General features: G+C 55.8%; 14 protein-coding genes. 8 read left to right on the top strand and 6 right to left on the bottom strand.

Features of this window, described 5'->3' with window-relative positions; translation table 11 throughout:
• Window positions 1–25 precede the first annotated feature (25 nt).
• Genes MRBBS_RS03815 through MRBBS_RS03805 form a run of 3 tightly spaced genes read left to right on the top strand, consistent with a single transcriptional unit; the run spans window position 26 to window position 3,455 of the window.
• Window positions 26–1,012, top strand: coding sequence for a diguanylate cyclase domain-containing protein (locus MRBBS_RS03815; RefSeq protein ID WP_014870099.1), 987 nt, complete (start codon window positions 26–28; stop codon window positions 1,010–1,012).
• On the top strand, window positions 1,009–2,004 hold the full coding sequence (locus MRBBS_RS03810; protein WP_014870098.1) for a GGDEF domain-containing protein: 996 nt from the start codon (window positions 1,009–1,011) through the stop codon (window positions 2,002–2,004). The genes MRBBS_RS03815 and MRBBS_RS03810 overlap by 4 nt, the downstream gene beginning before the upstream one ends.
• Window positions 2,004–3,455: a bifunctional DedA family/phosphatase PAP2 family protein gene (locus MRBBS_RS03805; RefSeq protein WP_014870097.1), complete on the top strand. Its 1,452-nt coding sequence runs from the start codon at window positions 2,004–2,006 to the stop codon at window positions 3,453–3,455. Before MRBBS_RS03810 ends, MRBBS_RS03805 begins: the two co-directional genes overlap by 1 nt.
• 6 nt (window positions 3,456–3,461) lie before the next feature.
• Here MRBBS_RS03805 and MRBBS_RS03800 read toward each other — a convergent pair whose 3' ends face one another.
• Window positions 3,462–4,715, bottom strand: a complete 1,254-nt coding sequence (locus tag MRBBS_RS03800) for an HDOD domain-containing protein (RefSeq protein ID WP_014870096.1) — start codon at window positions 4,713–4,715, stop codon at window positions 3,462–3,464.
• A 167-nt stretch (window positions 4,716–4,882) separates the two neighbouring features.
• On the bottom strand, window positions 4,883–6,019 hold the full coding sequence (locus tag MRBBS_RS03795) for an AI-2E family transporter (protein ID WP_014870095.1): 1,137 nt from the start codon (window positions 6,017–6,019) through the stop codon (window positions 4,883–4,885).
• A 116-nt stretch (window positions 6,020–6,135) separates the two neighbouring features.
• Here MRBBS_RS03795 and MRBBS_RS03790 point away from each other — a divergent pair, with 116 nt between their 5' ends.
• Window positions 6,136–6,480 (top strand): hypothetical protein, encoded by a 345-nt coding sequence (locus tag MRBBS_RS03790; RefSeq protein ID WP_014870094.1) that lies wholly within the window; start codon window positions 6,136–6,138, stop codon window positions 6,478–6,480.
• Between the two features lie 142 nt (window positions 6,481–6,622).
• Window positions 6,623–8,137 carry a DEAD/DEAH box helicase gene (locus MRBBS_RS03785; protein WP_014870093.1) on the top strand — a complete coding sequence of 505 codons (1,515 nt, stop codon included), beginning with the start codon at window positions 6,623–6,625 and terminating at the stop codon, window positions 8,135–8,137.
• Here MRBBS_RS03785 and MRBBS_RS03780 read toward each other — a convergent pair.
• Genes MRBBS_RS03780 through MRBBS_RS03765 form a run of 4 tightly spaced genes read right to left on the bottom strand, consistent with a single transcriptional unit; the run spans window position 8,116 to window position 11,090 of the window.
• A complete protein-coding gene (locus MRBBS_RS03780) occupies window positions 8,116–8,631 on the bottom strand; it encodes a dihydrofolate reductase (RefSeq protein ID WP_014870092.1) in 516 nt (171 codons plus the stop codon). The two genes, MRBBS_RS03785 and MRBBS_RS03780, sit on opposite strands and share 22 nt — an antisense overlap.
• Before the next feature lie 39 nt (window positions 8,632–8,670).
• Window positions 8,671–9,510 (bottom strand): thymidylate synthase, encoded by an 840-nt coding sequence (locus MRBBS_RS03775; protein ID WP_014870091.1) that lies wholly within the window; start codon window positions 9,508–9,510, stop codon window positions 8,671–8,673.
• Window positions 9,507–10,295, bottom strand: coding sequence for a prolipoprotein diacylglyceryl transferase (lgt, locus tag MRBBS_RS03770; RefSeq protein WP_014870090.1), 789 nt, complete (start codon window positions 10,293–10,295; stop codon window positions 9,507–9,509). The genes MRBBS_RS03775 and lgt overlap by 4 nt, the downstream gene beginning before the upstream one ends.
• Before the next feature lie 9 nt (window positions 10,296–10,304).
• Window positions 10,305–11,090: a sulfite exporter TauE/SafE family protein gene (locus tag MRBBS_RS03765; protein WP_014870089.1), complete on the bottom strand. Its 786-nt coding sequence runs from the start codon at window positions 11,088–11,090 to the stop codon at window positions 10,305–10,307.
• A 122-nt stretch (window positions 11,091–11,212) separates the two neighbouring features.
• On the opposite strand from MRBBS_RS03765, the gene MRBBS_RS03760 reads away from it, so the two are divergent.
• From MRBBS_RS03760 to MRBBS_RS03750, 3 genes are all read left to right on the top strand, one after another.
• Window positions 11,213–12,019 carry an NRDE family protein gene (locus MRBBS_RS03760; RefSeq protein ID WP_014870088.1) on the top strand — a complete coding sequence of 269 codons (807 nt, stop codon included), beginning with the start codon at window positions 11,213–11,215 and terminating at the stop codon, window positions 12,017–12,019.
• Between the two features lie 86 nt (window positions 12,020–12,105).
• Complete coding sequence (locus tag MRBBS_RS03755) at window positions 12,106–12,402, top strand: exodeoxyribonuclease VII small subunit (RefSeq protein ID WP_014870087.1); 297 nt, start codon at window positions 12,106–12,108, stop codon at window positions 12,400–12,402.
• On the top strand, window positions 12,399–13,298 hold the full coding sequence (locus MRBBS_RS03750; RefSeq protein ID WP_041635061.1) for a polyprenyl synthetase family protein: 900 nt from the start codon (window positions 12,399–12,401) through the stop codon (window positions 13,296–13,298). The genes MRBBS_RS03755 and MRBBS_RS03750 overlap by 4 nt, the downstream gene beginning before the upstream one ends.
• Window positions 13,299–13,449: the final 151 nt, after the last annotated feature.

The following is a 13,449-nucleotide window of genomic DNA, read 5'->3' as shown; positions in this document are numbered from 1 at the left end:
GTTGTCATTATAAAGGAACACGAACATGGCCATGATGGCCGGCTCTGTGCTGTTAAAATACCTTGCCCACAGCGCCTTCATTGGTTCTGCAGTTATGGCTGCGCTCTGTGTGCTGGCAAGTGAGCCATTGTTAGCTGCCTGCGCTGCAACGGTTGGCGGCATTGTGGTGTGCAGCCCGACGTTCCACCAACGCCATGGTGCCGCGCCTTGGCCTGCCCTGCGCGCCGGATTTTTTATCATTCTGATGCTATTGGTGGCCACTGCCGCCCTTACCAACCGGTGGTTTATGAGTTACTGGCTCTACGGCCTGCCACTGTTGGCCTATGTCGCAGTACCGCGGCGCGGCGCATGGATTGCCATTGTTGCGGTTGTCGCCATCGCCATGTTTACGGTGTACCAAGCCAGCGGCATTGCCCAACGCCACCAGACGATCGGCGCTTTTTTTCTGACCCTGCTCCTCAGCCTGATACTGGTATTTCTGCTGGAGTTCAAACGCCGTCAGCTAATGCCCCTGTGCCGCACCGACGAGCTCACCAACGCCGCCAGCCAGCAACATCTGACCTCCGATTTAAATAAAGAGATTCAACGCAGCGAGCGTGAAGGCACAACCCTGTCAGTCATCATGTTGGCGTTAAAACCCAGCAACGATGCAGAGCCGGCGGGTGCCGATTTGCGTTCGATTCTGCCGCAAATCGGGCGCTATTTGCACAGCCACATCCGCGACTTTGACGCTTATTATCGCGTCGCAGATCTTCAGTTCCTGATCATTCTTCCTGGTATTACCAGCCCCCAGGCCTCGCGGCAGGCCCAGGCTCTGCAGCACGGCGTGCAACAACTACTACACAGTCACCAGCTAACAACGACACTCAGCACCGGCGCCGCCGGGCTCAACATCGGCGATGACGCCAACAGCCTGCAACACAGCGTTACAGGCGCGTTGCGCAGAGCCCAGCAACACGCCAGTAATAACAGCCAACCCTTCAATGGGCCTAACCAGGAGCCAAGGGCATGATCGAAACCCGGCTGCGCACCCGCACCCATGGCATAGCGTACCTGCTAACCACCCTATTCCTGCTGATGCTGGGCTTGCTAAATCTGCGTTACGGCTTTTATGGGCTGTTTTTTATTGCTCTGGCTATGGCTGTATTGGCCGGATCGGGCCTGGCCTACACCATTATGAACAGGCATCAGCAATTGACCGCAAAAGGTCATTTTGTTGTGCTGTGCACCCTCAATGGCGCCGTACTGGCGACCAGCGCTGCCAGTCAGAGCCAGGTTGCCGGCCACTGGGCAATGCCTTTGCTAGCGCTGAACTTGCTCATTCTGCCGGCGCGCGAAGGCTTGGGCCTGTCGCTGTTATTACTGGTACTGATGACACTGCTGTTAATGCTGAAAACCGGAACCACAGAAGCTCTGGCGGCTTTCGGTGGTATGGCCATGCTACTTGGAACCGGCGCGCTGGCAGTGCGGCGCTACAGTACCATGGCGCAATCTGCGAATGACCTGACCATTATCGATCCGTCGACTGGGGCTCACCACGGCCGGTTTCTTGACGAAAACCTGCAACAGGAAATCAGCCGAGCCGAGGCAACCGGACACCCATTGTCGGTGATTGCTCTGGATATAGATCACGCTAATGAAGTGGCGACCCTGCATGGCAACGACACCCTGACTGCCTTGCAGCGGCAAATTATTCAGCAGCTGTTCGAAATTATTCGCGCCGGCGATACCCTTTATACCCTGAGTCAATCGACTCTGTTCCTGATATTGCCATTCACCCCAGAGGAGGGGGCGCGAGTAATCGCCGAGCGCATTCGTCGCACGATCGCCGAACGGCAATGGCTGCCGGTTGAAAGCAGCAGCGTCAGTGTAGGCTGCACCACGCGCCTGCCAGCTGATAGCGAAAGCAACGATTTAACAAAAAGGGCCCATATCGGCGCCAGTCAGGTCCGTAAAACGGGCGGCAACAATGTGCGGTTTGTGCCCGGATCCGTAGCTTTATAATGCAGGTCTGGCTGGTTGAGCTGAGCGCTTTAGTGGCTGCAAATCCGGGCTGGTTGAGCGCCGCGCTGTTTGCCACTGCCCTGGTGGAGTCGCTGGCGATTGCCGGTCTACTCGTGCCCGGCGTGGCCATTCTGTTTGCGTTAACTGCCTTGGCCGGACAGACCGGTATGGCACTGGGCGAGGCCCTCTTCTGGGTGTTTTTTGGCGCCATTGTCGGCGACACCCTAAGCTTTGCCCTAGGGCGCCTGCTGACCGGAAGGCTTAATAACGTTTGGCCCATGAGCCGTTACCCGGCCATCGTGGCCCGCGGAGAGGCCTTTTTTTACCGGCACGGCGCCTTTAGTATTGTGGCAGGGCGCTTTATTGGCCCGATCAGGCCCATCATTCCCCTGGTTGCGGGTGCGCTTTGGATGCCTTGGCACCGCTTTTTTGTCTTCAATATCAGCTCGGCTATTGCATGGGCACCCGTTTATGTACTGCCGGGATTTCTAGTAGGCAGCGCGCTTACGTCAGAGTTACGGCCACCGCCCCACGTCTATGCCGTTAGTTTGGTAAGCGTGGGGGTTCTGTTGCTGGTGTATTTGGTGTTATTTCGCGCACACCTGGGCCTAACGGGCCACGGCCGGGTATACCAGTATCTGGAGCAGGTTATGAAAAACTACCGTGCCAGCCATCGATTCTGGCATCTTTACAGCAAGCAACGCCCTACTAACCAGGGCGAGTTTCCGCTGGCATCTCTTATGCTGGGTCTGGGCAGCGCCAGTCTCTTTGTGTTGTGGGGCCAGCTTGCGGTATTTACCGATGTTCTGCGGCCTTTTGATCAAGCAGTACTAGAATGGTTCGCGGCTTGGCGCCAACCGCTGCTAGACATACCCGCTGTTGCGATTACCTCGTTAAGCGACCCGGCGATTTTACTGATAGCCACCGCGCTGGCCTGCCTGGCCTTGGCGTTTCGCGGTTTTTACGCCGGCGCACTGCATTGCCTGGCCGCCGGCGTGCTGACCACTGTTCTGGTGTGGGCTCTTAAAAACGGTTTTGCTGCAGCGCGACCGGAAATAGTGTTTGCACCGCCGCAATCCGCTTCGTTTCCCAGCGGCCATACCGCCGGCATTACGGTGCTGGTAACCCTTGCGGCTAGTTTTATTGCAGCCGAAGCCGGCACCCGCAAACGCTGGCAGATATATACGCTGGCATCGCTGCCGCTGCTTCCGGTGGCGTTAAGTCGGCTTTATCTGGGTGTGCACTGGTTTAGCGATATTGTGGGTGGCTTGTTGCTGGGACTGGCGGTCACTGGTTTAGTACGCGCAAGCTACAGTCGTTATGACCGCATCGCACTCTATCCAGACAGCACAACCGCGGCGGCTTTCACAGCCTGGTTAATATTTTGCGGAGGCTATCTTTATTTGCGTTGGCCCCAGGCGCTGGCCGACTTCGCGCCGGCCACCAGCTGAATGAGTCTAACGAATTGCCAGCAGCTGTTTTATTTCATCCACACGACTGCGGGCGCGGGTTAACAAGTCCAGGCTGCGCGACGCATTCAGCTCAAGCCCGCCCAGACGGCTGTAAGCAGGCAACTGATCAAAACGTGGCAACCCCTCACTCTCGCCAGAACCAATCATGGCGTGCATTTGCGCCACGATCACTATGTCTACCAGCTGTGGTTGCGGCTGATCGCTGTCATAGTCCCAATCTTGAGCGTGGCGGGTCGCTTCTAAAAACGGTGCAGGAAACGCCCAGTTTTCCAGCACCCCGGTACCCGTATCTGCGCGCAGTTCTGCTATAACTGCCAATAAGCGATCTTCGTCGTTAAACAAATGAGGATAATGCTCGGCGTGCACCAATATTGGCACCACGCCAATGTCGTGCAGCAACCCGGCTAACATGGCCTCTTCCGGGTTGATTTTGGTCGCCTCATCAGCCAGGACCCAGCACAGCGCTGCCATTTCGCAAGAGTGCTGCCATAAACGCTCCATGTGTTTCTGCAGCAACGGCTGACGGCTCTTAAACACGTCACGCATGGCAAATACAGTCACCAGCTGGCGGGTTGTCTTCAGACCCAGGCGCACCACTGTCTCGCGTACATTGCGAACATCGTTAAAACCGCGATAAAGGGGGCTATTGCAGGCTCGCACCAGCTTTGCAGACATCGCCGGATCTGCCGATATAGCCATAGCAACCTGACCTACCCCAGCATCCTCCCGGTCTACCAGACGCCGCACTTTCCACGCTACATCCGGCACACTGGGCAGCCGAACCTTATTCGAACGCAGCTCGGAATAGAATTCCATCAACAGTTGCTGCTGCTCACTGCTGACTTGATCGCCATCACTGGCTTGCATTTCCACCTGTTCCATCGGTGCCCGCCCCAGCATTTGCGCCAAGACATCTTGGGCAATCACCAAAAATTCACTGGGCTTTACCGCTCTTACATCATACATTCGCGGCTGCAGGCGGGCGATGGGGTTCTGCGCACGCTCGCTGCCGGCCGTAATGCGGACTTGACGGCCGTCTTCGGACGTTAGCTCTACTTCGCCGGCCAACAGAAAAAACTCTTGGCCGTCACAAGCACCGCGTTGCATGATGCCCTTGCCCGCTTTAAACACACAGCGATCGGCACGGCTGGCCAGCAGCACAAGCTCATCATCGGTTAGCTTGTTCAAAGGCTGGAAAGCTTTTAACTGGCGAAGTGACAGGCTTTCCTGACCACCCATGAAGGTACTCCTCTGGCGCATAATTTATAAATAAGGGCCGTGTTGACGCAAAGTGTAGTCAGCGGTGCGCAAAACAACCATGTAAAAACGGTTAAACCCGGCATTTATTATGCCGCAAAAATCGATTATTGCAGCCTGCTCTGAAAGCCTAAGGAGTGCCCCAGCAGCTAACGGAGCTTGGTGTTATCCGTCTCTAAAGGCGTATCAGCCTTGCCTGAATCTTTAGCCTCGCCGCCGCGCAACCACGCTTGGGTAATCGGCGACTCGCGACTGAACTCGCGAATAAAAATACCCCAAAAAGCGTTAAACAGCGCCGCCACCAGAGGGCCCATAACAAAGCCGTTGATACCAAACATGGCGAGGCCGCCAAGGGTGGACAGCAACACGATGTAATCTGGCAGTTTGGTGTCGCGCCCAACCAGAATCGGGCGTAATACATTATCGGCAAGACCAATCACCACAACACCGAAGGCGGTCAATATCAGCGCCTGAACTACATCGCCTACCGCGGCCAAGTAAATAGCGGCAGGCACCCACACCAGTGCCGCACCCACCGCAGGTAACAACGACACAATGGCCATCACCACACCCCAAAGAATCGCGCCCTCAATACCCAGAATCCAAAAAATCAGGCCGCCCATAGCACCCTGGATAACAGCAATCAGCAGATTTCCTTTTACCGTCGCTCGGGTAACTTCGGCAAACTTGGCAAACAGCAGACGCTCACGCTCGTCTCCCAACGGCAAGGCGCGGATCAGAAGCTCTACCAGGCTTACGCCATCGCGCAGTAGAAAGAACGCCAGATACACCATCAACGCCAGACCAAGAAAAAACTGGAAAGTATTCTGACCCAAACCTAACGCCTGCTTACCTAGAAACTGACTACCGCTAACCATCAGATTAACGGTGCGATCACGCAGCTCAGCGAAGCTAATGTCAAACTGGGCCAAAAAAGACTGAATAGCCGGAAACGACTGATTTACCTGATCAATATATTCGCCCGGGCGCACGTCGCCGCTTTGGATTTTTTGATAAAGGCCGACGCCCTCTGCTACTAGGGAAGCCACCAACAACAACACGGGAATGACCACAATCACCATGCACAGAAACAGGGTAATCAAGGCGTTGGTGTTGGGCCGGTCGCCAAAGCGCCGGGCCAGTTTCAACTGAACCGGATGAAAAATCAGGGCAATGGCCACCGCCCAGAATATCGGCCCGAAAAAAGGCTTCATCAGCAATATAAAGGCGACTGAGACCCCGACCAGCATGGCCAGAAAGGCGCGTGTTTCAAGTTTTGCGTGCATAGTAATCCAAACTCTCCTTGTTGCGGACCTAAGCCTACCACGGCACCATAGGCGCAGGGATAGCTAGCAGTTTGTCGTGATTTATTAAAAAATTGTCATTATCGCGAGCCGAATCAGTGGAAGTAAACACATTTACCGAAGACACAGCGCTCGACGCCGCTGTTGAACTGCAGCGAGTGCTGGCCGCGCGCACACATCGCCGCAAAGTGCTGGGGCAAGAAATTATTGTGCCCGGTCAGCTGGGTGCCGCGCTAAACCTGCCTCGCATCGTTAACCGACTGCAAAGCAGGCAGGCCCGCCTGCGTACGCAAGGACTGGAGGATTTCCAGCAACTCTGGGTTACCTTGTCGCTACCAACACGTGAGAAAGTATTACGGGCTGTCGGCTGGTATCGACCACAGGAATTGAGCTGGGAGGACAAACGTTCAAATCGTCACCCAGAGCCTGATAAGGGTGCTTAGCGCGCCTTATTTGACATCCGCGGACAACTACCTACGGGCCAGCATTAATTTTTGCATTTTAAAGCAGCAACAAAACCGGTATAATCCGTTCACATCACGCATTGCACGTCAATGCTTTACCTTTCGAATTCCGAGTACATCAATGTCTGAATTGTCTTTTGCCGAACTGGGGCTTGATCCTGCCGTTCTTGAAGCGGTGACCGCCGTTGGCTATGAAACCCCCACACCAATACAGGCGCAAGCTATCCCTGCGCTATTGTCCGGCCGCCATTTACTGGGTGTAGCCCAGACCGGCACCGGTAAAACCGCCGCCTTCGCTTTGCCACTGCTGAGCCGGGTGGACCCAAGCGTCAACGCGCCGCAGATTCTGGTTCTAGCACCTACCCGCGAACTGGCCATTCAGGTAGCAGAGGCATTTTCTACCTATGCCAGCAAGCTCCCTAATTTTCATGTGCTGCCAATTTATGGCGGTCAAGACTTTTTCCCGCAGATAAAAGGCTTGCGCCGTGGAGCCCACGTTATTGTTGGCACTCCTGGCCGGATGCTGGACCACCTGCGCAAAGGCACGTTGAAGCTGGATAACTTGAAAGCCTTGGTGCTGGACGAAGCCGACGAAATGCTACGCATGGGCTTTATTGACGACGTTGAAGCGATTCTGTCGAAAACCCCGGACAACTGCCAGCGCGCACTGTTCTCGGCCACTATGCCGCCGCAAATCAAGAAGGTTGCTCAGACCTATCTGAAAGATGCGGTTGAAGTACGTATCGAAAGCGCAAGCCGCACGGTTGACGCTATCTCCCAGTACGTGCTGCCGGTGTACGCTGAGCGCAAGCTTGATGCCCTGACCCGCATTCTGGAAGTGGAACCGTTTGACGCGTCAATTATCTTTGTGCGCACCAAGGCCGAAACCATCGTGTTGGCGGAAAAGCTGGCGGCTCGCGGCCACGCTGCAGCGCCCTTGAACGGCGATCTGAATCAACGACAGCGCGAGCAGACAGTTGAAGACCTGAAGCGTGGCAAGAAAGACATCGTTGTAGCCACAGACGTTGCTGCCCGTGGTCTGGACGTGCCGCGTATCACACACGTGATCAACTACGACGTACCTTACGACACCGAAGCGTATATTCACCGCATTGGTCGTACTGGCCGTGCCGGTCGTGATGGTAAAGCTATTTTGTTGGTAACGCCCCGGGAGCGTAGCTGGCTGCGCACGCTGGAGCGCGCTACCAATGCGACCATGGAAGCCTATGAGTTGCCCTCGCCGGCGGCGCTGCAAAAAATGCGCGTAGATCAGTTTGAAAGCCAACTGATAGGTTTTGCGGAAGATCGCAAACTGAGCAAAGCAATGGCGATGCTAGACGATATTGCCGAGCGCAACGAGATGGACATTACGATGGTTGCAGGCGCTTTGGCGTGCATGCTGGAAGCCACTCAACCAGGTTCGTTGCCGCTGGAGCAGCCGGAAGCTCTGCCAGCGGTATCAACCACGCAGCCAAATCGTGACCGCAAAGCCGGTCGCCCTGGCGAGTTCCGCAAGGGCCCGAAGCCAGGTAGCTACAATAAACGCCCGAGTGGCGGTGCGCCAGGCGGCAAAGGCAAGTTTGCCGGCAAGCCCGCTGGCAAACGCCCGCCGCGTCAGTCTGACGCCATGCGCTGATACACTACGAAGCTGTAGTTGTAAGGATTGTTGTCGGACGCGGAGAAATCTTCGCGTCCGACTTCGTTCCACTCTTCCCAATTTACTTCCGGAAAGTAAGCATCACCCTCCACGTCTGCGTGCACTAGGGTCATGTAAATACGATCCACCAGCGGTAGCGCTTCGGCGTAGATTTGCCCGCCGCCAATCACCATGACTTCTTTAATACCATCCAGTTCTGCCTGTGCTTCGGCTTTTTTTAGTGCTGCTTTCAGCGTTGTGGCTGCAGTGGTGCCTACCGGTGCCTGCCATTTTTCATTGCGTGAGATAACCACGTTCATGCGTCCTGGCAAGGGACGACCAATGGAGTCCCATGTTTTGCGGCCCATGATAATAGGCTTGCCCATGGTGGCTTGTTTGAAGTATTTCAGGTCACCAGGCAGGTACCATGGCAAGTTGTTGTTACGGCCGATGACGCGATTTTGAGCCATGGCGACAATGAGTGCTTTTTGCATGGTGATTTCCTTTTTTAACACGGAAAGCTAACTCAACTATTAAATTGCAATCGGTGCTTTTATTCCGGGATATGGCTCGTAGCCTTCGAACGCAAAATCGTCCAGATCGTATTCGAAGATGGAGTTAGGCTTTCGCTTGATCACTAACTTTGGCAGCGCCCTTGGTTCACGTTTGAGTTGTTCGAATACGATGTCATCAGTCAGGTGATTGCTGTAGAGGTGGCAATCGCCAAAGGTGTGTACGAACTCGCCAACGTCGAGATCGCACTGCTGGGCAATCATGTGAGTGAGCAAGGCATAGGAGGCGATGTTAAAGGGTACGCCCAGAAACAGATCGGCGCTGCGCTGGTAGAGCTGGCAGGAGAGTTTGCCGTCGTTGACGTAGAACTGAAACAGGCAGTGACATGGGGCCAGTGCCATACGGCCCTGGCGCACATTGTCTTGCGGGCCGATGGATTCGTCGGGCAGTTCGGCCGGATTCCAAGCGGAAACAATCAGACGACGGGAATTGGGTTTTTGGCGAATCTGGTCGATCAGGTCGCTGATCTGGTCAATCACTCGGCCGTCTTGACACTGCCAGCTACGCCATTGCTTGCCGTATATAGGGCCCAAATCACCATTATCCAAAGCCCATTCATTCCAGATGTTGACCTTACGTTCGGTCAGCCAGTTGTTGTCAGTGGAGCCCTGCAGGAACCACAGTAGCTCTTGGATGATGCTGCGCAAGTGAATCTTTTTTGTGGTGACCAAGGGGAAACCTTGCTGCAGATTAAAGCGAACTTGGCGGCCGAATACCGAGCGGGTACCTACACCGGTGCGGTCACCACGGTTGCTGCCGTTGTCGACTATATCTTGCATCAGGTCGAGGTAGGCTTTCATACGGCGTTTCTCCGGTAGGCTATGGTCATTAGAATCAGGCCAGCTAGCACCATAGGTAATGACAGCATTTGCCCCATGGTAAGCCAGTCAAAAGCAAGATAGCCCAGCTGGGCGTCGGGCTCGCGCACAAATTCCACCGCAAAGCGAAACGCGCCGTAGCAGATCAGGAACAGGCCGGATACGGCCATCCGCGGCCGGGGCTTGGCCGAGAACCACCACAGTATAATGAAGAACAGCACGCCTTCGAGGGCGAACTGATAAAGCTGGGAGGGGTGTCGAGCGAGGGCGTCTGGCGCTTGCGGAAATACCATACCCCAAGGCACATCCGTGGGTTTACCCCAGAGTTCGCCGTTGATGAAGTTGCCGATGCGCCCTGCCCCCAGGCCCACAGGCACGAGTGGCGCAACAAAATCGGTCATACGCCAGAATCCTGTATCTATTTTACGACCGTACCACCACATGCCCAGCATGACACCCAGCAAGCCGCCGTGGAACGACATGCCGCCTTCCCACACCCGCAGCAGCCACAAAGGGTCCGCAAGGAACACATCGAAGTTGTAGAAGATGACATAGCCAAAGCGGCCACCCAGAATAACTCCTAACGCCAGATAGAACAGCAGGTCGCCCACTTGCTCTTCGTTAACCGGCGACCAGGGTTTGCGGCTGCGTAAACGCCCAAGCCACCAGCCGGCAGCAAAGCCGACTAGGTAGGTCAGACCATACCAGTGTATTTTTAGTGGCCCGATAGCAATGGCCACCGGGTCGATTTGCGGGTGTTGCAACATTATTATCCCTTAACTCAGTAGAAAACGGAGACCAATCAGCACCAGCATAATGGCGAAGATTCGTTTCAATAGGACGGCGTTGAGGCGGTGCGCCAGATTGGCACCCACACGGGCGAATATCACGCTGGTTAGTATGACCCCGAACAACGCCGGCAAATAAATAAAGCCAAGGCTGTGCGGCGGTAGTTCCGGGTCACCCCAGCCAGTCCACAGGTTGCCCAAAGCTCCGGCTAGCGCAATGGGCAGGCCGCAGGCTGCTGAGATACCGATGGCATGCTGCATTTTAATGTTACAGCGACTTAGGTAGGGCACGGTTAGTGTTCCGCCACCAATGCCAAAGATGGCCGAGACCCAGCCAATCACAGCGCCCGCCACACCCAGCCCTTTATTACCTGGCACCGATCGACCTGGCTTGGGATTGAAACCAAGCAACATTTTTATCGCCATCACGATCACAAATACGGCAATAATCAGTTCCAGCGCTGGCCCGCTGAGCAGCGAGGCGGTCCAAGCGCCAATTAAAGCGCCAAATACGATACCTGTGGTCATCGCCCGAAAAATATCCCAACGAATTGCGCCGTGAACATGATGTGAGCGTATCGAACTTAACGACGTAAACACCATGGTGGCCAGCGAGGTCCCTACTGCCATGTGGGCGGCGATATCGGGGCTGAAGCTCTGGGCACCGAAGCTGAAGATCAGTACCGGCACAATAACCAGGCCACCACCAATGCCAAACAGGCCAGCTAAGGTGCCTGCCAGCGCTCCCAAAGCGAGGTACAGCGAAAAAAGCATGAGGAAAGACATTCCAGCGCACACCGCCGTTACATTTATGGTCGGCTATGATACACCTTGTGAAAACAAGGCTCCATTGTGCCCACCTTCTGAATTCACATCGTTAAGGAAATAGCGCGGATATGTGTTTGATTGCGTTTACTCTGGGCCAGAACCGGCACTATCCGCTGGTGGTTGCTGCTAACCGGGATGAATTCTTCAACCGGCCTACGGCCGCTATGGACTGGTGGACGGATGCAAGCAGTGCGCTGGTTTCAAAGCCGGTTCTGGCAGGCCGGGATTTACAGGCCGGAGGTACCTGGCTAGCCATCAGCGCCAGCGGTGTTGTTAGCGCGGTCACCAATGTGCGCGAAGGCAGCCCGGAAGCCGGCGTTATCAGCCGAGGTGATTTGCCTCTTCGCACCTTACAACAATCGGCCCAATCCTTGCGCAAGCACTTGGCCGACAACGCCAGCCGCTATTCCGGTTTTAATCTGGTGACACTCGATGCCGGCCAGGAACGCGCGAGCGGCCCGAGCGGCTGGTATTTCAGCAACCGCGACGCTCACCCGGGGCGCAGTCTGCACCGTGGCAGCTATGGCGTCAGCAATCATCTGCTGCAAACGCCCTGGCCCAAACTGTTGCGTCTGCGCCAGCACGTCACCAGCACCGTAGTCGCAGCCGGTGAAAACAGTGAGCCTTTGCACCAGGCCCTTATCAATCATTTAAAAGACTCTACTCCGGCCCCGGATCATTTGTTGCCCCGCACCGGCGTGGGGCTTGCGACTGAGCGGGTGCTGTCACCGGCGTTCATTATTGGCGAGCATTACGGCACCCGCGTAACCACGGTGGTGACCGTGTCCGCCAGTGGCGAAATACGGGTTACCGAGCAAACATGGCAACCTGGAGGCAAACCCGGTGAATGTCGGCAACTGTGCTGGCAGCAGTAGCCCGTAAGCTCTGTTATAATCCGCCGGAAATGCACCTAGTGCCCCGTCTGGCGGCATAATTTGATTCAAATACAGCGGAGGCTTTTATGGCTGGTAAAAAAGACACCGCGGCTGCCGCGACAAAAGCACCCTCGCTGGGAGGCTTTGAAAAATCCTTGGAGGAGCTGGAACAGCTGGTGCGTGACCTGGAGCAAGGCGAGTTAACACTGGAGCAATCGCTGACTACCTTCGAACGTGGCGTCGGCCTTACCCGTGATTGCCAGCAAGCCCTGAAAAGTGCTGAGCAACGGGTAGAAGTGCTGATACAGAGCGGCGATGGCAGCTTGGAAACCCGACCGTTTCTTGAACAAAGCGGGCAGAGCAATCAGAGCAGCGATTCGTGAACACCGCTACCCGCTTGCCAGCCAGTGATTTTTTGCAACATTGCCGCGCTGAGATTGACCAGCAGCTGGCTGATTATATGGATCAAGCCAGCGCATCCCAGCGCCTGCAGGACACCATGCGCTATGGCTTGCTGGGCGGTGGCAAGCGCATTCGTCCGGCGCTTTGTCTAGCCGCGGCTGAAGCCGTTGGCGGTCAACGCCAAATAGCTCTGGCACCGGCTTGTGCTCTGGAGATGATTCACGCGTACTCGCTGATGCACGACGACTTACCGGCCATGGACGACGATGATCTGCGCCGCGGCCGCGCCACCGCGCACATCGCATTCGACGAATCTTCGGCCATACTTGCTGGCGACGCTCTGCAGGCAGAGGCGTTTCGGGTACTGGCCACAGCGCCGCGGTTAAGCGCTGAAGTCAAACTGGCTATGGTAAAAGCCTTGGCGAACGCCTGCGGGGCAAACGGTATGGTCGGCGGGCAGGCTATTGATCTGGAGTCTGTGGCAAGAACCCTGACTCTGGAACAGCTAGAGAATATGCACCGCCACAAGACCGGCGCTTTGATTGAAGCCAGCGTACACCTTGGCGCCCTGGCCGGTGGCTTAAAAGACGCCGCGTTGCTAGACGCCCTGGCTCGTTACGCCCGCGCGCTGGGACTGGCGTTTCAGGTGCAGGACGATTTGCTGGACATAGAAGGCGATACCGAGGTGATTGGCAAAACCCAAGGCTCTGATATCGCCCGTGGCAAACCTACCTACCCCGCACTATTGGGGCCAAAAGGCGCGCGCGAACACTTGGCAAGGTTACTAGCCGAGGCCCACGACAGCCTGAAAGGGCTTGGCATTCAGGCCGACGCCCTACACGCCATGGCAGATTACATAGTGGCTCGTAGCCACTAAACAAACGCCCGCGTAACATTCCGGGCATTGAGTCGCTCCCGCTACGAGGCGCACACTGCGGGATAAACACTTGGTAAACGACAAGGCTCGGCGCTGATACAACCAGACGATACAGCGTATACAGCTACAACCCTTGTCGATTATGCAAAAA

The organism is Marinobacter sp. BSs20148, assembly GCF_000283275.1.
GTDB classification, from domain to species: domain Bacteria; phylum Pseudomonadota; class Gammaproteobacteria; order Pseudomonadales; family Oleiphilaceae; genus Marinobacter; species Marinobacter psychrophilus.
Note: the sequence above shows the minus strand (reverse complement) of the source record. Positions and strands in the feature narration are given on the sequence as shown.

What these genes read in the sequence shown, in the direction of transcription:
- MRBBS_RS03755 (WP_014870087.1), top strand. Translation starts at nt 12,106, where the DNA reads ATGGCTGGTAAAAAAGACACCGCGGCTGCCGCGACAAAAGCACCCTCG.
- MRBBS_RS03805 (WP_014870097.1), top strand. Translation starts at nt 2,004, where the DNA reads ATGCAGGTCTGGCTGGTTGAGCTGAGCGCTTTAGTGGCTGCAAATCCG.
- MRBBS_RS03780 (WP_014870092.1), bottom strand. Translation starts at nt 8,631, where the DNA reads ATGCAAAAAGCACTCATTGTCGCCATGGCTCAAAATCGCGTCATCGGC.
- MRBBS_RS03765 (WP_014870089.1), bottom strand. Translation starts at nt 11,090, where the DNA reads ATGCTTTTTTCGCTGTACCTCGCTTTGGGAGCGCTGGCAGGCACCTTA.
- MRBBS_RS03775 (WP_014870091.1), bottom strand. Translation starts at nt 9,510, where the DNA reads ATGAAAGCCTACCTCGACCTGATGCAAGATATAGTCGACAACGGCAGC.
- MRBBS_RS03815 (WP_014870099.1), top strand. Translation starts at nt 26, where the DNA reads ATGGCCATGATGGCCGGCTCTGTGCTGTTAAAATACCTTGCCCACAGC.
- lgt (WP_014870090.1), bottom strand. Translation starts at nt 10,295, where the DNA reads ATGTTGCAACACCCGCAAATCGACCCGGTGGCCATTGCTATCGGGCCA.
- MRBBS_RS03760 (WP_014870088.1), top strand. Translation starts at nt 11,213, where the DNA reads ATGTGTTTGATTGCGTTTACTCTGGGCCAGAACCGGCACTATCCGCTG.
- MRBBS_RS03800 (WP_014870096.1), bottom strand. Translation starts at nt 4,715, where the DNA reads ATGGGTGGTCAGGAAAGCCTGTCACTTCGCCAGTTAAAAGCTTTCCAG.
- MRBBS_RS03810 (WP_014870098.1), top strand. Translation starts at nt 1,009, where the DNA reads ATGATCGAAACCCGGCTGCGCACCCGCACCCATGGCATAGCGTACCTG.
- MRBBS_RS03795 (WP_014870095.1), bottom strand. Translation starts at nt 6,019, where the DNA reads ATGCACGCAAAACTTGAAACACGCGCCTTTCTGGCCATGCTGGTCGGG.
- MRBBS_RS03785 (WP_014870093.1), top strand. Translation starts at nt 6,623, where the DNA reads ATGTCTGAATTGTCTTTTGCCGAACTGGGGCTTGATCCTGCCGTTCTT.